Consider the following 20,926-nt stretch of genomic DNA (forward strand, 5'->3'; position numbering starts at 1 on the left):
GAACGTGAACCTCCTGCGGAACGTGAACCTCCTGCGGGACGTGGACCTCCTGCGGAACGTGGACCTCCTGCGGAACGTGGACCTCCTGCGGAACGTGAACCTCCTGCGGAACGTGAACCTCCTGCGGAACGTGAACCTCCTGCGGAACGTGAACCTCCTGCGGAACGTGAACCTCCTGCGGGGCGTGAACCTCCTGCGGGGCGTGAACCTCCTGCGGGATGGGGACTTCCTGCGGAATGGGAGCGGCTTGCGGCGCAGGCGCCGCTTGCACGGGCCGCGAGCCTTGCCCGAAGGGACTGAAAGGATCGTTGGCTTTGCTCGCTGAGAAAGGCTGCGCTGCTGGCTCCGCCGTCTGCAGGGCCCTCAAGCGATCCGCAAACGGCTGCCGATGTGGCATCTCGGCCGCGACTGGCGCCGGCAGCGGCGATTCAAATGGCCTCGCATCCACTTGCGGACGCGCCTGTGCCCGCCGGGCTTGGATTCCCCGCGCCGGGTCCGGCCCGATGATCTCTTGCTGGCAGCGCGGACAGGGGCCCGCGAACCCTGCCGCCGAAAGCGGCACGCTCAGGGTGATCCCGCAAGCCGGGCAATGGAAATGGAGCAGGTCCGCCATCAGGCAAGTTCGCGCCACTCTTTTGTCATGAGTAGACCGCAGTGTCGATCCACTCAGCCTTGAAAAACATCAAACCTAAGATTCGAGCTTTCCCGAAGGGTCGCCAAGCGGGCGATGTGGCGGGTCAGCAAAGGATGCGCCAGCGTCTGCACACGGAACGGCCGGAGTCGCGGATGCGGTCCCGCTTCCACCAGAGACACCGTTTCCGGGGCGAGGGACATCCCGGTGCCAAGCGCCTTCAATAGCGCTTCCTTCCTCGTCCAGATCTCCAAGAGTGCTGCCGCCCGACGGCCCTCCTCGCTTGGAAGCCCTCTAATCTCGTCCGGGTGGCAGAAGGTCGTCTCGCATCCCAGCAAGCTCGCGGCTCGTCCCGCCGCTTCAATATCCACCCCGACCGGTCCATCCACGCACAGGGCGACCAGGGCGAGGTCCTCGCAGTGGGAGAGATTGAAATGCAGCCCTTGGTGGGGCGCTTCCAGAGCTGGCTTCCCGAACTCGCCGCTAACCAGCACCAGCTCCCGCGGGCCGATTCCAAGCGCTCCGCCCAGAATCCTCCTTAGCGCCGCCCGGCAAGCGCGCCAGTGCCGGGCGTCCTTCTCAAAGCGGAAACGTGCCGCAAGTTCCTCCTCCTCAGGCCTCAGTGCGGCACGCGCCGCCTCTTCTCCCACCAACGCGGGATCGATGATCGACACAAGGACTTCGCCACGGACGGGGAGCACTCCGCGACTCTGCTCCATCCGCTCCGCCGCGCGAAGGTCAATCCTCCGGCTCACGCCACCTCGATCATCACCGCCGTGGTGTTGTCCCGGCCCGAATCTGCCACCGCCTGCTTTACCAAGGTCTCTGCGCAGAGGTTTTTCCGCGCTAGCTCCGCGATCCGCTTGTCCCAGAGCCCGTCCACCAGCCCGTCGGAGCAGATCAGGAAGCGGTCGCCGCTCTGGCAGTTCACCCGGCCGATGTGCGGGTCGATCTTGTGATCCCCGGCCCCCAGCACTTGGGAGAGGGAACTGCGGCCGGGATGATTCCGGGCCTCCCGCTCATTGATCTTCCCGGAGCGGCGCAGCCAGCCCACGTGCGAGTGGTCGTGGGTGAGCTGCAGCATGTCGCCCTCCTTCGGCAGGTAATAGATCCGGCTGTCGCCGATGTGGCAGAACCACATCGACCCCGGCATGAACCAGCACAGGCTCAGGGTCGCCCCCATGCCATGGCACTCCGGGTAGTAGCGGCCCAAGTCGCCGATCGAATGGTGGATCCGCTCGAACAATTCCCGCAGAATGTCCTGGAAGCCGGTCTCAAGGTGCTGGGCCGCTGCGCCGAAGGACGCGGGTAGGAGCCGCGTGATCTTCTCCACCGCGATCTTGCTCGCGAATTCCCCGGACTTCGCCCCGCCCATCCCGTCACTGACGGCAAATACGTAGTCCGACTCCGCCAAGCCCCCGGCCCCGGTTTTCCCCAGGTAGCGGATTTCGCGGGCGTCGAAATTCAGCGCCAGGAAAGCATCCTCGTTGTTCTTCCGGAAACGGCCGACATGGGTCATGCCGGACCAATTGATAGACAAGGGGTGGGACGGGTTTTCGAGATCGGCTTGGGTCACGTTCGGCGGCGATCTTGCGCGAGCCCCGTCACACCCGGCAAAAAGAAAATCTCGGGCGGTACTTGTCGCTTGGCCCGCGAACTGCTTTTTGATCGCGCGGAGCAGTGAACGCGGAGACGCGGACCTGCTCCGAAATCATCCGCACTAACCACGCGATCCAAGTCCTAAACTAGCAAAACGATGCCCAAGTTCAAATTGGAGTATATCTGGCTCGACGGCTACACCCCCGTCCCGAACCTCCGTAGCAAGACCCAGCTGAAGGATTTCGACTCCTTCCCGACCCTCGAGCAGCTTCCGAACTGGGGCTTCGACGGTTCCTCCACCCAGCAGGCCGAAGGCCGTAGCTCGGATTGCGTGCTCAAGCCTGTCGCGGTCTTCCCGGACGGCAGCCGCAACAACGGCGTGTTGGTGATGTGCGAAGTCATGATGCCGGACGGCGTCACCCCGCACCCTTCCAACAACCGTGCCGACATCCTCGACGACGCCGACACCTGGTTCGGCTTCGAGCAAGAGTACTTCCTTTGGGAAGACGGTGCTCCCCTCGGCTTCCCGAAGGGTGGCTTCCCCGGTCCTCAGGGCCCCTACTACTGCGGCGTTGGCTATAGCAACGTCGGTGACGTCGCCCGCCAGATCGTCGAGGAGCACCTCGAGCTCTGCCTTGAGGCCGGTATCAACCACGAAGGCATCAACGCTGAAGTGGCCAAGGGCCAGTGGGAATTCCAGATCTTCGGCAAGGGCTCGAAGACCTGCGCCGACCAGATCTGGGTCGCCCGCTACATCCTCAACCGCCTCTGCGAATCCTACGGTGTGGACGTGAATTACCACTGCAAGCCGCTCGGCAAGGACCTCGACTGGAACGGCTCCGGCATGCACTGCAACTTCTCCACGAAGTACATGCGCGAAACCGGTGGCAAGGAGTACTTCGAAGCGCTCATGGCTGCCTTCGGCAAGAACCTCGACGAGCACATCGCCGTCTATGGCCCGGACAACCACATGCGTCTGACAGGTCTCCACGAGACCCAGTCCATCGACAAGTTCACCTACGGCATCGCTGACCGCGGTTCCTCCGTGCGCGTCCCGCACAGCTTCATCAACGCCGGCTACAAGGGTTACCTCGAAGACCGTCGTCCGAACTCGCAAGGCGACCCGTACCAGATCGCCAGCCGCGTGCTCAAGACGATCGCCGAAGTGCCGACGCCTTGATCCGCTTTCGTGGCCTAGCACCACTCCTCAAGCAGCCGCCCCGCAAGGGCGGCTGCTTTTTTGTGTCAGACCTTCTCCCGCCGATTGTGCTTCCCCGGGCGATAAGTCGCCCCGGTCTCGCAAGCATGCCGTCGCGCTTCCAGGAAGCTCTTCTCCGCCGCCACACCGGTCAGCTCGATAGCCTTGCTGAAGCTGGTGGCCGCTTCCTCCCGCCGGTCCATCCGCTCCTCGAAATCGCCGATCACCGCGTGGAAGAGATAGTAGGTTTCCAGTTGCTCCGGCTTCGCGATCGACCTCACCGCCTCCATCCCAGCCTTCGCCCCGTGCACATTCGCCACCGCCACCGCGCGGTTCAGCGCCACCAGTGGCGAATCACTGATCTGTGACCAGCGGTCGTAGTGATCCAGAATCCGTTGCCAATCCGTCGACTCGTAGTCCGGTGCGGTGCAATGGCAGGCGGCGATCCCCGCCTGCAAATGATACTCCGTCAGGTCCTCGCCCCGCGTGGACTGCGACAGGTGATAGAGCCCCGCGCCGATCAAGGTGGAATCCCAGATGCTGCGATCCTGATCCATCAGCCGCAGGATATTGCCCTCCCGGTCCTGCCGCGCCGGAATCCGCGCCGCGTCTAACAGCATCAGAGCGAGCAGTGCGTGCGTCCGCGGGTGATCCGCCGCCGGGTGAGCTGCCAGCAAGCCGCCGAGACGGATAGCCTCGCGACAAAGGTCCTCCTTCACCACAAGCTCACCGCTCGATGCCTTGTAGCCCTCGTTGAAGAGCAGATAGAGCACTTGCAATACGCCATCCAAGCGCGGCACCAGATCCGCCCCCGAGGGAATCTCAAACGCGATCCCCTGGTCCTGGATCCGCTGCTTCGCCCGCGTCAGCCGCTTCGCCACCGCCGCCTCGCTGCTCAAGAACACTGCGGCGATCTCAGCCACGCTGAAGGCGCAGAGCGTCTTCAGCGCGAGCACCGTCTGGTCCTCCAGCGAGATCGCCGGATGGCAGCAGGCGAAGATCAGCCGCAGGCGGTCGTCGCGGATCTCGTCATCGAAGCGCGGAGCATCGTTTTCATCCGGCAGCGCTTCCAGCGAAGCCGCGATTTCCGGTTGCTTCTCGATGAAAACCTTCTCGCGGCGGATCAAGTCCAGCGCGCGGTTCTTCGCGGTCTGCATCAGCCACGCCGCCGGATTCGCTGGCACCCCGTAGTAGGGCCAAGTCTGCAGTGCCCGGATCATCGCCTCCTGCACTACGTCTTCCGCGAGCTGCAGACGATGGATCCCGAAGATCCCCGTGAGGGTCGAGACCAGCTTCGCGGACTCGTGCCGGAAGAGGTGCTCGGTCAGCCGGGGAATCTCCGGGTTCTGCTCGGGCGGCACGCTCACAGGATCAGGCCATCGCGTGTTCGCTTACCTCATCGACCATCCGCTGCGCCGGACATGCCGGTGCCACCGGACGGACTTCCACGGTGATGCCATAGGGCAGGGCGGGGCAGTCCTTGGCGATTGCCATCGCCTCCTCCATGGTCTCGACTTTCAGGAGGAAGAAGCCGCCGATCGACTCCTTGGCTTCCGCGAAGGGGCCGTCCGCCACGCTGCGCGCCTTGCCGGAGATCACCGCGCCCTCATTCTCCAAGGGGTTGGCCGCGGCCAGCTTGCCCTGGTCGTCCAAGCCCTTGAACCACGCGCCCCAGTCGCCCATCACGCGCTGGATTTCCTCGGGCGAGAGTTGCAGGTGCCAATCCGTGCCGCGGAAAAGCAGTAGGTAACCGTTCGATGTCTTGTAGCTATTCATGGGAATTAATCTTCAGTGGATGGTGTTAGGAGAATCAAATCAGCCGCGGAATTGGAAGGCGCCTTTCTGGCTTTCCATCCGGGTGTCCTGCTTCCTGCGAACCAGCAGGCGGCCGCCCAGAAAGCCGAGCGAGAGCACACACAGGACAATCAATGTCACCCGCAGCCCCGCCGCAGCCGGCACCGATAGCCCCAAGCCCGTCGCCGCCGCGATGTAGGCAGCGAAGCACACCGGGCACTTCGGCATCAGCACCAGCAAGCCGCTCGGCACTAGCCAGGACGCAACTTCCTTGCCGCGTCCGCGCCGCTTGATGCAGCACGCCTTCACGCCTTCGCCTCCTTCCCGCAGCCACAGCTTGGTCCTTCGGTGCAGTCGTCCTCGTATTGATCGTGAAGCTGAACCCAGCTCATCGTGCCCTCTTCGTTCCGACCCTTCGGCGTCAGATCCATCATCATGAAGGTCCCCAGGATCTCCTCTCCGCCGCGTGCATAGCATGAGTAGGTGTGGAAAATCTCACCCTTCTCATTCTTGTAAAAGACGCTGATGCCATGCGACTCGCCGGTATCGGTCTCCGGCGCGTAGTTGTACATCGCCTTGCCTGCCGCCGCCTGCTCCTCGGTGAAGGACACATGGTAGTCGTAGTTGAAGTCGCTGCCATTCGACGACACCCAAGGGAACTTCCATTCCATCCGCTGCTTGAAGGGCGCGAACTCCGCCAGCGGCGCGCGCGATACCGCCGCAAAGGCCACATCCCGGTGTTCGAAGTGCAGCCGCGCGCTGTCGAAGTGATCCGCCAGGAAAGAGCATCCTCCACAGCCCTCTTTCCACCCCGGTCCGAACATGAAGTGATAGATGATCAACTGGCTTCGGCCCCGGAACAAATCTGCCAGCGTTACTTTCCCATCCGGCCCTTCAAAGGTGTAGGACTTGTCCACTTTCACCCAAGGCAAGGCGCGACGCTGCGCGGCGATCCGGTCGCGCTCACGGTAGAGCTCCTTTTCTTTTTTCAGCAGCGCCTTGCGCGCTGCCAGCCACTCCTCCCGCGACACCACCGCGTGATCGCTCAGATCCGGTGGTGCCGGCGGTCCTTCCAAGATTGCAGATTGCGTGCTCATGATTCTTTAGAGGTCTTCGGTTTCAATAGAACGACGAACCGGGAGGAGCGGCCGGGACACTTTTTTCGGATTACTTCACGCGCTTGGACTTCGCGCTCATCATCTGCGTCCACTTGCCGTCATCGCCCAGCACGGAGCTGCTGAAGGTCTTCTCGTCCTTGCCGGTGAGCTTCATCACCTCCTTGAACTTGCAGATCTTCCCGCCCTGCATCGGGCACGGGCCTTCCGATTCCAGGGTCAGCGTATCCCCTGCGGAATTCACGGTGCCGGTGTAGGTCCACATGTGACCGGCCATGCTATCCACCCAGGTGCCGATGTAGGTCTTCTTTTCAGGGCTGTAGCCGAGCGTCATCAGTCCGTTGAAGGGGCCGCCCATGATCTCGCCCTTGTTCTCCACCACCAGCCAGAAGCCGCCGATCATCCTGGCGGTTTCGGTGGCCTTGGCGGTCATCGGTTCTTGGCCGGGCATCTCGCACTTCATCTCGGTTTCCCAAGTGCCCGTGAACTTCGCGAGCCACTCGTGTTCGGTCTGTGGCTTCGGCATCTCTGGCATTTCCGCCGCGCGCAGCAGCGGCAGGGCAGGGGTGGCCAGCGCCAGGGCGCAGGCAGCAAAAATCGGGCGGAGGAGTGAGGTGGTCTTCATTTTTTTTGGTGGTTTGTTTTGATGTAAAACGAGGGTCCACAAGGAAGACGAACGGTGGCCCCATTTCAGGACACTGTCCGGGAGATTTTTTTCAGGGCTGCTTTCCTTGGGGGTTCGAAATAGCTCCTATAGGTCCAATCTACCTTTCTCCCTTATGCTTGAGCGCCTCTTCCACCTCCGCGAAAAAGGCAGCACTCCCGGTCGCGAAGTCGCCGCCGGCTGCACCACCTTCGCGGCGATGGCCTACATCCTGGTCGTCAATCCCGCCATCCTCGCCGATGCCGGCATGCCGCGCGAAGCTCTCGTCACCGCCACCGCCCTCGGTGCCGCCATCGCCACCTTGCTCATGGCCTTCATGGCGAATCTCCCCCTCGCCATGGCCCCCGGAATGGGCATCAATGCCTTCTTCGCCTATGCGGTTTGCATTGGCATGGGCGTCCCTTGGCAAAGCGCCCTCGCGCTTGTCTTCGTCAATGGCGTGATCTTCCTCGCGCTCTCCCTCGGTGGCATCCGCGAAAAAATCGTCCGCTCCATCCCTCCCTTTCTGAAGGCAGCCATCTGTGCCGGCGTCGGACTCTTCATCGCCTTCGTCGGCCTTAAGAATGGTGGTCTTGTCGTCGCCCATCCTGCCACCTTCGTCGCCTTCGGTGATCTCACCCGCGGCCCCGTCGCCCTCTTCGCCGTCGGCATCCTTCTAACTTGCGTTCTCGTCGCGCGCGGCACTCCGGCCGCCATCCTCATCTCCATTGGCATCCTCTCGCTTGCCGGCCTCTTCATTCCAGATGCGAAGGGCGCCATGCTCACCAGCCTCCCGAAAAATCCCGTCTCGCTTCCCGCATCCATCGAGCCGCTCTTCCTCAAACTCGATTTCGGCTTCCTCCTCCGCGAACCGTTCAAGGCCCTCCCCGTCATTCTCACCCTCCTCTTGGTCGATCTCTTCGATAACCTCGGCACCCTCATCGGTGTCACCAAGCGCGCCGGCCTCATGGATGAAAAAGGCCACCTCCCCGGCATCGCCCGTGCCCTCACCGCTGACTCCCTCGCTGCGATCATCTCCTCCCTCCTCGGCACCTCCACCGTCGTCAGCTATATCGAAAGCTCAACCGGCGTCCAAGCCGGCGGCCGCACCGGCCTCACTGCCGTGACCGTCGCCATTCTCTTCCTGCTAGCCCTCTTCCTCACGCCACTCCTCCTCGCCATCCCGGCAGTTGCAGTCGCTCCGGCCCTCGTCGTTGTTGGCATCACCATGTTCAGCAGCGTTGCCGAGATCGACCTGCACCGCTTCGAGATCGCCGCACCCGCCGTCCTCACCATCCTCGGCATGCCGCTTGCCTTCAGCATCAGCAGCGGCATGGGCCTCGGCATCATCGCCGCAGTGGCTATCGCCCTCTTCAGTGGCAAAGGCCGCGAAAACCTCACCCCCTTCACCTGGGGCCTGGGTGCGATTTTCCTCCTACACTTCGCCGAGCCCCTCATCTTCCGCTGGCTCGGTATGTGAGCCGACCTAACAGGGGCAGCTTGCGATCCAACCGACGTCGCCCCCTTTGCGGCGCAGCCGCTATCGGAGTGCGCGCGAGCATCGCCGCTTTGAGGGCAACCTTTCCCCACTCCCCGCCACAAAAGTTCTAGATCGATGCTCCCCGTTGCCTGGCGGCCCTTCACTCCTTCCCCGATCCTTTTCCGCTGCCTCTCTCCTCATCAGTCTCGGGAGCCCCTTCATCCCCATTCGATTCACCAGCCGTCCTCTTCTTCCCAAACCCCAGCCGCCTGAAGAACCTCCCAACCGTCGCTTTGAACCGCAGGAAATTCTCTTTCCCCATCACCGCGGCCCCAGCGATCGTTCCCACCTCCGGGGCGAAGAACAGCACGCTCCACAGCCCTGCCTTGAAGGCTGCGGGCCATGGCATCCACGCGATCCATGCGCTGGTGAAAAACAGCACATTCCCGCCCACCGCCAGCGCGATCCCAATTTTTAGCCGGGTATTGGCAGTCACGGCAGTGAATCAATACGACCCTTCAGTTCCCCACCGGATGCCACACCGTCTTCGCCTCGGTGAAGTCCCGGATCGCATACGGCGACTCGTGCTTCTCCGAAAACCAATCCGTCTTCACTTCATGAAGCTTCACCCGCTTGACGCTCTCCGCCGCTCCGCGCTGTAGCGTCACTGCATCTTCGCCCTCCGCCACTGCTGAAACCGCCCGCACGTGCTCGTGGGTTGCAAAGGTCGCCAGCATCTCTTTCCGGTCACCGGTCAAAAGATTCACCACTCCGCCCGGCAGATCACTCGTCGCCAGCATCTCGCCTAACAAAATCGAAGGGTAGGGGGCCTTGCGCGATGCCAGCGCCACCACAGCGTTTCCTGCCGTGATCACCGGCAACACCAGCGTCACCAAGCCCAGCAGAGATGCATTCTCCGGCGCCAGCACGCCCACGATTCCCACCGGCTCCGTCAGCGTGAAATTGAAATGCGGCGATGCCACCGGGTTCACGCTCCCCAGCACCTGCTCATACTTGTCCGCCCAACCGGCGAAATGAACGATCCGCCCGATGCTCGCGGTGACTTCCGTGTCCGCCTGGGTCTTCGTGCTGCCATCCAGCATCACCGCCTCCGCCATCTCCGCGGCCCGCGCCTCCAGCATCTCCGCCAGTCGATACAGGATCTGCGCCCGGTTATACGGAGTCCGCTTCGCCCATCCGGCGCCCGCCTTCGCCGCCGCCTCTACAGCATTGCGCAGGTCCTTCTTCGTGCAGCGCGGCACATTCGCATAAAAGGTCCCGCCCGCATCCTTCAGCTCGAACACCCGCCCCGACTCCGAGCGGATAAAAGCTCCGCCGACATAGCACTTGGGCGTCTTGGTGATCTTCAGGCTCATGGCAGGCAGGCAGGCGTGGGTCCGTGTTCCGTGTCCTGTCTATCCGAGCACCCGTAGCATGGCAATCCGCCGCTTCCGCGAATGCCTCAAATGCCGTGCAGCGGGCTTGGCTTGCCGCAACCCTGTTGCCGCGGTGCGCGGGATCGTCCGCAAACCTTCCCTAGCGTTCCCGAAGCAGGCTCGGTGTCACCGAGATCACCCCGGATTGCGACCCTCTGACGACTTTCGGAACGGCTGTGTCGTTCCGGCGGGGAGCATCGCACTCCAACTCACCGGAACGGCGCAACCGTCCCCGTGCGCCCATCAAAATCATCGCTCTACCGGCGGCACCTCCGGCACCCGCAGCTTCTTCATCTCCTCCTTCAGCCCATCCATCGCCTGCTTCAAGGCATCCGCGGACTTCTGGAGCTTATCGACCTTGCTCTCGACATCGCGGGTGTCGCTGGAAGCACTTCCGACCTTCGAGCTCAATTGCCGCAGTTCGTTCCTTAAACTATCCACCTCCCGCTCAAGCTTTTGGCTGTCGTTGCCGCGGCTGAAGATCATCACGATCAGCGCGATCAGGATCAGGGTCCCGCAGCCGAGGGAGACTTTGTTTTCGGGAACTTGTGCCATGGTTTGGCCCAAGATCAGACACGATCTGTCTTTCTGGAGCTATTCCAATCGCGGACGAGAATTCCAGTGAAGCCCTGCACAAGGCTCTCCGTGATTCAAGCCTCACTCCAGCACCCCATACTCCAGCAAGCCCTGCCGTCCCCCCTCTCTGCCAAATCCCGACTCCTTGTATCCGCCAAACGGCGAACTCGGATCAAACTTGTTGTAAGTATTCGACCACACCACCCCAGCCTTCAACTCAGCAGCCATCTTCAGAATCCGGCTGCCCTTGTCCGTCCACACCCCAGCACTCAAACCAAACGGAGTATTGTTCGCCTTCTCCACCGCCTCCTCAGGCGTCCGGAATGTCAGCACCGACAGCACCGGCCCGAAGATCTCCTCCCGCGCGATCCGATGACTCTGCGTCACATTCATGAACAGCGATGGCGCGAAATAGAAACCCTTCGACGGCAGCTTGCAGTTCGGCTGGTGCAGCTCTGCACCCTCCTTCACGCCACTCGCCACCAGCTCCTTGATCTTCGCCAGTTGCTCCGCCGAATTGATCGCGCCCACATCCGTGTTTTTGTCCAGCGGATCTCCTACCCGCAGCACCTGCAGGCGTCGCTTCAGCTTGTCCGTCACCAGTTCCGCCACGCTCTCCTGCACCAGCAGGCGCGAGCCTGCGCAGCACACATGACCTTGGTTGAAGAAGATCCCGTTCACGATGCCCTCCACCGCCTGGTCCAGCGGCGCATCCTCGAAAACGATGTTCGCTGCCTTCCCGCCCAGCTCCAGCGTCAGCTTTTTGCCCGTGCCTGCCAGGGCCTTCTGGATGATCTTCCCAACCTCCGTCGAGCCGGTGAAAGCAATCTTTGCCGCAGTCGGATGATTCACCACCGCTGCGCCGGTTTCGCCAGCGCCACTCACGATGTTCACCACTCCCGGCGGCAATCCCGCATCTATCAAAATACTCGCGAACTTCAGCGCCGTGATCGATGTGGTCTCCGCCGGCTTGATCACTACGGTGTTTCCAGTAGCCAGCGCTGGCGCGATCTTCCACGCCAGCATCAGCAGCGGGAAATTCCACGGGATCACTTGGCCCACCACGCCCAGCGGTGCCAACGTCCGGCCCGGTGCCACATAGGCCAGCTTGTCCGCCCAGCCAGCGTGATAGAAGAAATGCGCCGCCGCCATCGGCAGGTCGAAGTCCCGCGACTCCTTGATCGGCTTCCCGCCATCCAGCGTCTCCGCCACCGCGAACTCCCGCGCCCGGTCCTGCAGTAGGCGCGCGATCCGGAACAGATACTTCCCCCGTTCCTTCCCCGGCAGCTTGCTCCACGCCGGGATTGCCTTCGCCGCCGCCGCATAGGCCGCGTCCACATCCGCCGCATTCGCCAGCGCGATCTCGCTCAGCTTCTCGCCATTCCGCGGCGCGATCGTATCGAAATACTTCTTCGACTTCGGAGCCACATACTTGCCATCGATGAATAGCCCGTAGCGCGCCTCGATGAACGGCTCCGCCGACTCCGGTGCCGGATCATACTCCCACAAGTCCCCGAACAGGAGCTCACGCGGCCTGATGTTCCGTGAAGGTGTCTTCTTCGCTGCCATGGTCAAAACTGGGTGCGTTACTGGGTGCGCCGGCTTCAGCCGGCCCGAAAGGTGGGGTTGTTCAATAACCCGACGAATCATCACTAAACGTCCACGGAGCCTGATAAGCCCCCGTCCGCTGCGTCTCCAACTGCCTCAACAAATCATTCAACAGCGACGAAGCCCCGAAGCGATAGCGCCGGTTGTTCAACCACGCATCACCCAGCGTCTCCTTCACCGCGATCAAGAACTGTAGCGCTTGCTTCGCCGTGCGGATCCCGCCGGCCGGTTTCATCGCAATCTCCGTCCCCGTCGCCAGGTAGAAGTCGCGGATCGCTTCGATCATCACCTGGTTGTTCCCCAGCGTCGCATTCGCAGAAGTCTTGCCTGTACTAGTCTTGATAAAGTCACCCGGCCGCAGCACTCGCATCGCCAGGAAGGAAGCCGCGCGGATGTGATCGTAAGTCTCCAGCTCACTGGTCTCCAAGATCACCTTCAGTGTCGCCTCGCCACAGGCCTCCACCACCTGCACGATCTCCTCCTGCACGATCTCCAGCTCGCCTTCGAGGAAGGCCCCGCGGTTGATCACCATGTCGATCTCATCCGCGCCATCCGCCACCGCCTGCCGCACCTCCGCCAGGCGCGTCTTCAGCGGTGCCTGCCCGGAGGGGAATGCCGTCGCAACGGAGGCGATCTTCACCCCGCTGCCCTTCACATGCTTCGCCGCATGCTTCACCATCGAGGGATACACGCACACCGCAGCGACTCGCGGCACATCGCCTTCATGCGGTGCCAGCGCCTTCTGGCATAGCGATGCCACCTTGCCTGGCGTGTCCTTTCCCTCCAGCGTCGTCAGATCGACCATCGAAGCCGCCAACTTCAGCCCGAATACCTTCGAGCCCTTCTTGATGCTCCGCGTCGTGTAATTCGCGACCCGCTCCTCAATGCCAACGGCATCGACCGTGCCAATCTCATCCAACAAGCGACGCAGGGCCGGGCGGGTCATCGCGGCTTAGCCTGAGCTGCTCAGGTGTTCGCGGCAAGGAAGTAGTCCGGAAGTAGTCCGCTCAGCCCTCTGAGCGGACGAGGCCGTTATCGAGGCTCCCGGAGACCAAGTGCCCCCGGGCTCGTCTTCTTATCTCCTTCTCCGATGCCGAGATCAGCGCCAGCAAGGTGGGTTCGAACAGGGGGCTGTGCGGGCCACCTTTTGGCACCCGGTGATATCCACCGCCATCACGGCTTCATCCGCTCAGAGGACTGAGCGGACTACTTCACAAACTCACCCGCATGATCCTCCCCGGCGACCTCGCCAAGAACCTCCGCGACAGATCTTCAAACTGATCCGAAAGGTCCGTCAGGTGGATCTCCAGCTTCCCCGCCTTCTCTTCCTCTGCTAACAGATCCAGCTTGGTCAGCTCCTGCTTCACATGCTCCGCACAGGTCGTCGCGGAGTCCACCAGCCGCACCCCGTCTGGCAGGAACTTCGACAGCACCGGCACGAGCAGCGGATAGTGCGTGCACGCCAGCAGCAGCGTATCGATCCCCCGGTCCAGCATCGGATCCAGATAGGTGTGCAGCGCCGCATGCGTGGACGGATGGTCCAGCCAATCCTCCTCCACCAGCGGCACCAGCAAGGGCGCCGGCGTGGCGTGCAAAATGAGACCCGTCCGCCGCAGCGCCAGAGCGTGCTGATAGGCATGCGAGCGCACCGTCCCGCGCGTCGCGATAATTCCCACCCGCTGCGCCTGCGGATCGGCGAGCACTGCCTCCACCCCCGGCTCAATCACCCCGATGATCGGCACTTGGTAGCGCTCCTGCAGGGAGGGAAGGGCATGCGCCGTCGCCGTATTGCAGGCCACCACCACCGTCTTCACCCCGCGATCCAGTAGGAAGCGCACGTCCTCGTGCGCGAATTGCCGGATCGTCTCCGGGCTCTTCGATCCATACGGCACGCGCGCCGTATCCCCCAGATAGACAATGTCTTCCGAAGGAAGTAGCTGTTGGACGGCGCGGACCACGGTCAGCCCGCCGACACCGGAATCGAAGATCCCCAAAGGGGCGTTGCGCATGCCCGGAGAAAAGCCGGGAAACCGCGCAGCGGAAAGCGGAAAGAGGGCTTTGCCTTTGCATCCATGAGGTTTCGCCGCTACGGAAACGCCCGTGAACGGAACGATTGATGTCGCCATCGTAGGCAGCGGCCCGGCGGGCTGCACCCTCGCCGCCCTGCTTGCCCTCCGCGGCATTCGCAGCGTGGTCTTCGATGACGACAAGCGTCCGGAGTTGCTGGTCGGGGAATCCCTGCTGCCCCGCGTGGTCAGCCTGATGCGCCGCCTCGACATCGAGGACCGCAACAAGACCTTTGCCCAGCACAAGCCCGGCGTCGGCTTCATCGCCCGCGATGGCAGCCGCCTCGACTTCTTCTTCCCGCACACCCCGATCGGCGGCGTGCCGAATTACGCCTACAACGTCCCGCGCCCCCAGTTCGACAACCTGCTGCGCACCCGTGCGGAGGAACTCGGCGTGGTCTTCGTAAAACGCCGCGCCGAACTGGAAAAGGGCAGCACGCCCGAGCGCGAGATCCAGCTCAGCGCCGACTGCCTGGCCTCCGTTCCGGAACTGAATGGCCGTCATCCGAAGTTGCTTGTCGATTCCACCGGTCGCGCCCGCGTTTTCGCCAAGGTGATCGGCGTCGGATCCAAGCGCGGCAAGCGCAACGACGTCGCCTATTTCGCCCACTTCGAGGACTTCGATGTCCAGGCCAAGCGCGAGGGTCAGGCGGTCATCACCACCCTCAGCCGCGGCTGGAGCTGGCGCATCCCGCTCCCCGGGCGCCTCTCGGTCGGTGTTGTTGTGGACAAGGCCGTCGCGAAGGAGCACGGCGATACGCCGGAGGAGCGCCTCGAATCGATCATCAACTCGGAGAAGTTCCTCGCGCCCGCTGGCAAGAACCGCCGCCGCGTCACGCCGGTGATGACCTACACCAACTATCAGCTCATCTCCGAGCGCGGCCACGGCCCCGGCTGGGTCGCCGCGGGGGATGCCTTCGGCTTCGTCGATCCCATGCTCTCGCCGGGCCTCTTCATGGCCATGCACTCGGCCGATCTGCTCGACCAGCACGCCTTCTCGAAGGGCGCGGCCATCCTCGATCAGCCGGCCAAGCTCGCGAAGGCCTTCGACAAGGTCTTCGCGGAACTCCTCGATTGGCATGAAGCTTGGTCCGAGCTCATCGAATACTTCTACGATGGCCGCATGTATGCCCTCCACGCCGCTGGTGTGCAGCTCTCCGAGAAGTGGGGCGAGAACGCCCTGCCGCGCCTGATGGAGCGGCATCTCACCAAGCACATCACCCGTCTTCTTTCCGGCGTCGCCACCCGCAGCCGCTACGGCCGCAATCTGCTCAAGTTCTCGCTCAAGCACCTCGTCTGGGACGTCGAGCCCGCCGAGAACTTCGCGATCCGGGCCTAGCCTTTGGGGGCCGTTAGATTGGCGATGATCTCGCCGATCTGCTCGAACTCCATCTTGCCGCACACCGCCGAGGCCCCGGCGCGTAGCAAGGTCTCGTTACCCTCATCATGCGATGATACCGCGATGATCGGCAGCACTGGATGCGCGGCGCGGCACTCGCGCACGAACTCCGCTCCCTTGCCGTCGTCCAGATCGTAGTCGGAAAGGACCAGCTCGAACCTGGAGTCGAAGTCCGGAGCTGCCATGATCTCCCGCGCTTCGGCAATCGTAGGGACCACCGTGATCAGGTGATCACTCAGGAACCGCCGCATCACGAGCCGCGCGAAGACGGCATGGTTCTCGAGGTACAGGATCTTCACCGGGTGCGCGGACACTTAAGAGCATACTCGCCACTTGGCAAATGGTGTGTCCGATTTTGCGGCCCGATCAGAGGACCGGATGCCACTCGCGCTGCGAGGGCTGGAATTTTCCGGGATCCGCTCCCACTGCCTCGCGAACCGTGCGCTCTACCGCGACTTGATCCATCGCGTAGCTGCTGACCATGTGGAGCGGGAAGGGATTGAGCGTCAGCCGATTGGTCACCCGGACATTGGCGCAGATGAAGTGCTTTCCGCCATAATTGCCGTCACCCGGGGTGATCGAATTGAGGATGATGCGGGTCCCATCCGGAGTGAAGAGATTCTGCCCAACTTGTTCATAGGAAGGCGGTTTGGCGACTTCCACGGTCACCTCGCGCCAGCCTTCCGTGCGCAGGCCAAGCTGCGTGGATCCCAAGTAACTTCCTGATATTAGGCCCGCTGCGCCGAGGGGCATGAGGAGTATTTTGATCATGTGGCTGCTGTTTGCGGGGAAAGAGCAATGGGTGTTCCAAGTGCTGGCACCTGCGTGAATCCCCGGATGAGCCGGGCGGGTGGGTAGGCCGAAAACGCATAAGGGGAGTTCAGCACGCGGCTGAACTCCCCCAAAAAGCGGGCCTTGTCAGGGTATAAACCGGGCCTTTTTCGCCCTAAACCGGGCCTTTACTCGGGCTTCTCGATGTAATTCCAGAGGGCCTCGAACTGCTTCAAGGCATCGTGATCGTACTCGTCGCGCCTGGCCTTCCCGTCAGTTTCGTTGACGTAGCGCGGCATCTTCGTAGCGGGCGTAACCGAGGGCGGGTTCTGGATCCAGCGGACGAACCACTCGTGCCGCAGGCGCTCATGCGAGAGCGCGAAGTTGAGACCCTCCACCTCGAAGGCGGCGGTTGGACCCTTGGCTCCCACGCCGTGGCAAGTGACGCAGCCGTAACCTTCCGCGGCGGCGAGCTTCTTGCCGACTTCGGCGAGCGCGGGGTCGGGACTGGCGGGCTCGGCTTTGCCGGGAACCACACCGTGGATCGCGGCCAAGCCCTTGGCCAAGTCACCGGCGTAGTTTGGGAAGCCGGGCATGCGCATGTCCAGCCAGGGGCGGGGCTTGGCAGTCAACTTGCCGCCGACGATCGTCTCAATGTAGGACGCGTGCAGCATTTCACCGATGAAGGTCAGGTGCGGGCGGGACTGGTCGAGCTTGTCGTGTTCGCCCACGACATTGGCGACGAGGTCTTTGGTTTCCAAGTGGACGCTATCGAGCAGCGAGGGCTTGCCATCGATGCCGTGGCAGCTGGTGCAGCGCAGGGTCTGGAGCTTGGCGCTCGCGTATTCCGCGGGGACGTTGCGGGCCAACGATTCGGCGGCCTTCTCCTTCTTCACGAAGGCGAGCAGGTCCTTGCGGTCGTCCTCGCTGAGTGGAATCTTCGGCACCTTGCCACCGTGCTTGCCGGAGACGCAGCCCTTCGCGGACCAGTCGGCCTTGAAGGTGGCGGCGAGGCCGGGAGCAGAGCCGGGGTTCGGGATCAGTCCGGCGTGGCAGGCTCCGCAGTTCAGGGTCTGCGCGAGCGCGGCACCCTTGGTGGCATCGCCCTTCGGGAAGCCGGCGGGCTTCTTCTCGACCTTGCCGGATTGCTCTAACAAGAAGGCCGCGAGCGAGTTCGCTTCCTCATCGCTGAGATGGAAATTCGGCATGCCGATGTGCGGGTAGGTCGCTTCGGGTTCCTTCAGGAAGCCGACCAGGGCGCCGGGCTGGAACTTGGCAGCCACGTTGTGAAGGGGCACGCGATCCTTCACGCTGTCTTCAGCCGGAGCCGCGCCCGGGCTGGTGTGGCAGGCCGCGCAGCCGAGGCGGTGGAAGTGACCGCCGCCCTTTTCAGCCAGCGCCTTGTCAGGAGCGGCCGGGGCGGGGGCTCCCTTGAGGGTCATCACGTAAGCGGCGAGGTCCGCAGCCTGTTGTTTGCCCTCCGGGGTTGAGGCATCCACCAGCGCCGGCATGCGGGCATCGTGCCGCAGCGCGGAAGGATCGGCGATCCAGCGTGCCACCCATTCTTCATTGAGGCGACCTCCGGACATCACGATGATCGGAGCCGACTCCTGAAAGAGCGGGTTCATCGCGCTCTTGCCGTCAATGTCGTCCACGTGGCACTTGGTGCAGTGGTTCTCCGCCATCAGCAAGCGGCCGTGGCGGATCGGATCGGGAGTGACCTCGGCCTTGAAGGCGCCTGGCGGAACGCTCTGCAGCGGGAACAGCGCTTCCTTCCAGAAGAGGCGGAAGCGTCCCGTGCCATCGGCCTTCGACTTGTAGGTGATGCTGACGTCGTGCTCGCCCTGCGTCAGGCGGGTGACGGCGGAGGTGGTGGCACCGAGCTTGCCTTCCTCCTTGTGGACTTCCTTGGCGTCGATCGTGAGCGTGGCCGAGCCTTCGCCCTCGAAGGAGAACTCCAAGCGCTGGCGTCCGGTGCCGGGCGATACCAGCTTGCCGGTCCAGGTCACGCTGAACTCACCGGGCGGCAAGAAGGGCGTGGCGGATTCCCCGGCATTCACCAGCAGCGCTGGCAGGCGGTCGGCGCGGGTGTCCTTCATGCCGCCGCCTTCAAAAGCAGCGGTGAGTTCGGCACGGGCCGCCGTGGTCAGGAACGACAGCGGCAGCGCCAAGCGGGCAAGGAGGAGGAAGGATCTCATGCAGTATCGGGAAATGTAGCGCCTACGGGTGGTTTTCAAGCGGCGAATGGACGGAAATCGACGTGAATTTGGAAGGGATAGGGGGCGGGTTCAACTGCGAACTGGAGGTCCTGTGCTCACAGCCTTTCAAGCACAGGTGAACGGGATGCACGCAGATGAGAGGATGGGGACCGGGATGGATTGGATGGATGGGACCTGAGGAAGAAGTGCAGGACGGTCCGCTCCTCGCGGCCTGCTTGGTGACTGGGTAACGTCGAGAGACGCCGCGGAGTTTAGGCCTTTGACGGAATTGTTGGGCCTGGCGGAGGGTGGCGAGGGATGTCGCGGATCGCGGAAGAGAGCTCAGCCGGGAAAATCGTGAAAAGGTGAGAAATCAGGACGGCCTTCAGGGGTCGGTCTTGACCGAGGCGTCGGTGACGATGGAATGCGGATCATACTCGACCCTGAGGGTTTGGCCGCCGCTGATGCTGTTAGTCTTCAGGAACACGGAAACGGGCAATAGCACGACTTCGAAAAGGCCTGCGCTCCACTTCAAGCTCTCCAAGCACTGCTCGGTCTCTTCGCTGTGCCGCCAGACACCGGCGACCCGAAACCGATCGACGGAGAGGCCCTCTTCTTCACGATGATAGGGCCGGGGAGTGCCGAACTCGGCGAGGATGGCGCTGCGCTGCTTGCCGACAAGTTTCGCGGGATCGCGACCGACGTATGAGATCCCAGCGGAACAGGAGACGAGAGCGGCAAGCGGCAGGAGAAGCACGAAGCGGAGATGCATGGCATCCCGATCTAACACGCCGGTGGATCAGGCAGTCATTGAAACGCGGGAGCGGGATGATCGCTTTTCCCGATGGCGCGCGCAGAGGCGTCGCGGATGAGGCCATTCAGCTCATCCCGCGCCGCTGCGCATATCCAGGTGATCCAAGCCGCCTTACGGCGCCGCTGCATCAATCAATTCCTTGGCCCGCTTCAGCGCGGCGGATGAGGATAGGATCGAGACGTGTGTCTCATCATAGCCCTGGACACTCACGGCATCCGCCTTGGCCTCGGGCCGCAGCTCGCTGGCCACGCTCACGGTTCCATCGTTCTCCGCAGGCATGACGGCGGACCGCTTCGCATGGTGGCTGTAGAAGAGGTGGTGATTCACCCGGCCCTTCAGCTTGCGGTCGTAGAGGTGGGTGAGGAAGTCAGACCCCTGCTTCATGTCATACCAGGAAGGCACCACGGAGGGAGCCCACTTCACTCCCATCGCTGCAGCCTCGTGGCCGTTCCATGGGGTGGAGAAGGTGACCAGGGTGTTGATGTAGTTATTGCCTTCCGTGATCGCATTCTCCACCACGAAGCGGCGCGCGACCAAGCCACCCATGCTGTGCGCCACCACATGTAAGCGGTGGAAGTGATAGCGGTCGTGGAGTTGCTTCACCCCTTCGTTCAAGGCCAGTGCGGCATTGTCGAGGCGAGCCCCGGAAGGATAGAAGTAGAACCAAGCTTGGTAGCGCTTCTTGTCGATTTTCTCCATCGCATGGCGCCAATCCTGGGGCGATCCGGCAGCGCCGTGGATGAAGATCACCGGAATGCGCGTGGGATCGTAGCGTTCCAGGAAGTAGATGCCGAAGCCGCTCTTGATCGCCAGCGTAGCCGGGGTCCAGAGGCCATCCTCACCACGGGTGGCGGCGAAGCGCGGGTCATCCAGGTTCGCCACCTCGCCGACGGCGATCTTCACGCCACGATGGCTGATGAACTCATCTGCGGTGCGTCCTGCTGCGGCGCGGTCCACCGCCGCACGGAAGGCCGGCGGCATCTTCGCGGAAGTGGAAAGATTGCCGGAAACCTCGGCGATGCGTTGCGAGCCGCTGAGGCTAACCGGAGCCGGCTTGCCGTCTGCGGCGGAGAACACCCAGAAGGGCTCGCCATCATCGCGGCGGCCGTTGCCGTTGTTGTCCGCCAGGGCCATGACGTATTGATTGACCGGGCTTTTCACCAGGAAGGCGAAGCGACCACCGGCCTCCAGCTTCACCCGGTCTGCGGAGAAGACCTTGTCCGAGTTCTGGTCCCACTCGGCCACCGCGGCATAGACCGGCACCTTGAACGAGTCTGCATTCTTGATGACCCCGCGGATCTGGTAGTCCTCCTGGACCATTTTCAAATCGGAGGAAAGGTGGCGGAAGTTCGCACAGCCCGCGAGCAGTGCGACGAGCGACGGCAAGATGAGACGGGTAAGAAGCTTCATGGCGATCCGGCGATTCTGCTAGTTTAGGACCTTGGATTGTGGGGCTAGATATGTCGAGGAAAGAGGCACTTCAACACAGGCGCTCGTCTGAACGCTATTGAACTAAGGGTGGGGGTCCCGGGAGTGAGGGACACCTCGCGGCTGTGCGTGGGACGGGCTGCCGGGGAAAATCAAAAAGCCATCCAGCT

General features: G+C 62.8%; 22 protein-coding genes. 4 read left to right on the plus strand and 18 right to left on the minus strand.

Going from position 1 to position 20,926, the window contains the following annotated elements:
• Positions 1-325, plus strand: a 325-nt coding sequence (locus tag BV071_RS23135) for a hypothetical protein (RefSeq protein WP_035612248.1), incomplete at its 5' end; no start/stop codon positions are given.
• A gap of 341 nt (positions 326-666) precedes the next feature.
• On the opposite strand, the gene BV071_RS23140 is transcribed toward BV071_RS23135, so the two are convergent.
• Together BV071_RS23140 and BV071_RS23145 are read right to left on the minus strand one after the other, a co-directional pair.
• A complete protein-coding gene (locus BV071_RS23140; protein WP_265594770.1) occupies positions 667-1,386 on the minus strand; it encodes a 4'-phosphopantetheinyl transferase superfamily protein in 720 nt (239 codons plus the stop codon).
• Complete coding sequence (locus tag BV071_RS23145) at positions 1,383-2,171, minus strand: protein phosphatase 2C domain-containing protein (RefSeq protein WP_035612249.1); 789 nt, start codon at positions 2,169-2,171, stop codon at positions 1,383-1,385. Before BV071_RS23145 ends, BV071_RS23140 begins: the two co-directional genes overlap by 4 nt.
• Before the next feature lie 216 nt (positions 2,172-2,387).
• Between BV071_RS23145 and BV071_RS23150 the strand changes: the two genes are divergently transcribed.
• Positions 2,388-3,410: a glutamine synthetase beta-grasp domain-containing protein gene (locus tag BV071_RS23150; protein WP_035612250.1), complete on the plus strand. Its 1,023-nt coding sequence runs from the start codon at positions 2,388-2,390 to the stop codon at positions 3,408-3,410.
• Between the two features lie 65 nt (positions 3,411-3,475).
• Here the strand turns inward: BV071_RS23150 and BV071_RS23155 are convergent, their stop codons facing one another.
• The 5 genes from BV071_RS23155 to BV071_RS23175 all read right to left on the minus strand — a co-directional run bounded on the left by BV071_RS23155 (position 3,476) and on the right by BV071_RS23175 (position 6,962).
• Entirely contained in the window at positions 3,476-4,795 is a 1,320-nt protein-coding gene (locus BV071_RS23155; protein WP_052573779.1) for a sigma-70 family RNA polymerase sigma factor, read from the minus strand.
• 4 nt (positions 4,796-4,799) lie between these two features.
• Positions 4,800-5,204, minus strand: a complete 405-nt coding sequence (locus BV071_RS23160) for a YciI family protein (RefSeq protein WP_035612251.1) — start codon at positions 5,202-5,204, stop codon at positions 4,800-4,802.
• Between the two features lie 39 nt (positions 5,205-5,243).
• Positions 5,244-5,531: a hypothetical protein gene (locus tag BV071_RS23165; RefSeq protein ID WP_052573780.1), complete on the minus strand. Its 288-nt coding sequence runs from the start codon at positions 5,529-5,531 to the stop codon at positions 5,244-5,246.
• A complete protein-coding gene (locus BV071_RS23170) occupies positions 5,528-6,319 on the minus strand; it encodes a thioredoxin family protein (RefSeq protein ID WP_052573781.1) in 792 nt (263 codons plus the stop codon). Before BV071_RS23170 ends, BV071_RS23165 begins: the two co-directional genes overlap by 4 nt.
• Positions 6,320-6,389: 70 nt before the next feature.
• The gene (locus BV071_RS23175) at positions 6,390-6,962 is read right to left on the minus strand and encodes a DUF1579 domain-containing protein (protein ID WP_052573782.1); all 573 of its coding nucleotides are present in this window, start codon (positions 6,960-6,962) and stop codon (positions 6,390-6,392) included.
• A gap of 154 nt (positions 6,963-7,116) precedes the next feature.
• On the opposite strand from BV071_RS23175, the gene BV071_RS23180 reads away from it, so the two are divergent.
• Entirely contained in the window at positions 7,117-8,460 is a 1,344-nt protein-coding gene (locus BV071_RS23180) for an NCS2 family permease (protein WP_035612252.1), read from the plus strand.
• A gap of 160 nt (positions 8,461-8,620) precedes the next feature.
• Here the strand turns inward: BV071_RS23180 and BV071_RS23185 are convergent, their stop codons facing one another.
• The 6 genes from BV071_RS23185 to murI all read right to left on the minus strand — a co-directional run bounded on the left by BV071_RS23185 (position 8,621) and on the right by murI (position 14,089).
• Complete coding sequence (locus tag BV071_RS23185; RefSeq protein WP_265594771.1) at positions 8,621-8,869, minus strand: hypothetical protein; 249 nt, start codon at positions 8,867-8,869, stop codon at positions 8,621-8,623.
• Between the two features lie 109 nt (positions 8,870-8,978).
• Positions 8,979-9,836, minus strand: a complete 858-nt coding sequence (locus BV071_RS23190) for an aldehyde dehydrogenase family protein (protein ID WP_265594772.1) — start codon at positions 9,834-9,836, stop codon at positions 8,979-8,981.
• A 309-nt stretch (positions 9,837-10,145) separates the two neighbouring features.
• Positions 10,146-10,451 carry a hypothetical protein gene (locus BV071_RS23195; protein ID WP_035612254.1) on the minus strand — a complete coding sequence of 102 codons (306 nt, stop codon included), beginning with the start codon at positions 10,449-10,451 and terminating at the stop codon, positions 10,146-10,148.
• A gap of 102 nt (positions 10,452-10,553) precedes the next feature.
• Positions 10,554-12,041, minus strand: a complete 1,488-nt coding sequence (locus BV071_RS23200) for an aldehyde dehydrogenase family protein (protein WP_081886183.1) — start codon at positions 12,039-12,041, stop codon at positions 10,554-10,556.
• 61 nt (positions 12,042-12,102) lie between these two features.
• Positions 12,103-13,026, minus strand: coding sequence for a deoxyribose-phosphate aldolase (gene deoC, locus BV071_RS23205; RefSeq protein WP_052573783.1), 924 nt, complete (start codon positions 13,024-13,026; stop codon positions 12,103-12,105).
• A 265-nt stretch (positions 13,027-13,291) separates the two neighbouring features.
• Positions 13,292-14,089 (minus strand): glutamate racemase, encoded by a 798-nt coding sequence (gene murI, locus BV071_RS23210; RefSeq protein ID WP_035612255.1) that lies wholly within the window; start codon positions 14,087-14,089, stop codon positions 13,292-13,294.
• Between the two features lie 91 nt (positions 14,090-14,180).
• Between murI and BV071_RS23215 the strand changes: the two genes are divergently transcribed.
• On the plus strand, positions 14,181-15,485 hold the full coding sequence (locus BV071_RS23215; RefSeq protein ID WP_035612256.1) for an NAD(P)/FAD-dependent oxidoreductase: 1,305 nt from the start codon (positions 14,181-14,183) through the stop codon (positions 15,483-15,485).
• Here the strand turns inward: BV071_RS23215 and BV071_RS23220 are convergent.
• The 5 genes from BV071_RS23220 to BV071_RS33535 form a co-directional block, all read right to left on the minus strand.
• Entirely contained in the window at positions 15,482-15,859 is a 378-nt protein-coding gene (locus BV071_RS23220) for a response regulator (protein WP_265594773.1), read from the minus strand. The genes BV071_RS23215 and BV071_RS23220 overlap by 4 nt on opposite strands.
• A gap of 52 nt (positions 15,860-15,911) precedes the next feature.
• Positions 15,912-16,259, minus strand: coding sequence for a hypothetical protein (locus BV071_RS23225; RefSeq protein WP_035612257.1), 348 nt, complete (start codon positions 16,257-16,259; stop codon positions 15,912-15,914).
• A 245-nt stretch (positions 16,260-16,504) separates the two neighbouring features.
• On the minus strand, positions 16,505-18,514 hold the full coding sequence (locus BV071_RS23230) for a c-type cytochrome (protein WP_035612258.1): 2,010 nt from the start codon (positions 18,512-18,514) through the stop codon (positions 16,505-16,507).
• Positions 18,515-18,899: 385 nt separating this feature from the next.
• The gene (locus tag BV071_RS23235; protein WP_035612259.1) at positions 18,900-19,286 is read right to left on the minus strand and encodes a hypothetical protein; all 387 of its coding nucleotides are present in this window, start codon (positions 19,284-19,286) and stop codon (positions 18,900-18,902) included.
• Positions 19,287-19,439: 153 nt separating this feature from the next.
• Positions 19,440-20,738, minus strand: a complete 1,299-nt coding sequence (locus BV071_RS33535) for an alpha/beta fold hydrolase (protein ID WP_052573784.1) — start codon at positions 20,736-20,738, stop codon at positions 19,440-19,442.
• Between the last annotated feature and the right edge of the window lie 188 nt (positions 20,739-20,926).

The organism is Haloferula sp. BvORR071 (genome assembly GCF_000739615.1).
In the GTDB taxonomy this organism is placed as follows: domain Bacteria; phylum Verrucomicrobiota; class Verrucomicrobiia; order Verrucomicrobiales; family Akkermansiaceae; genus Haloferula.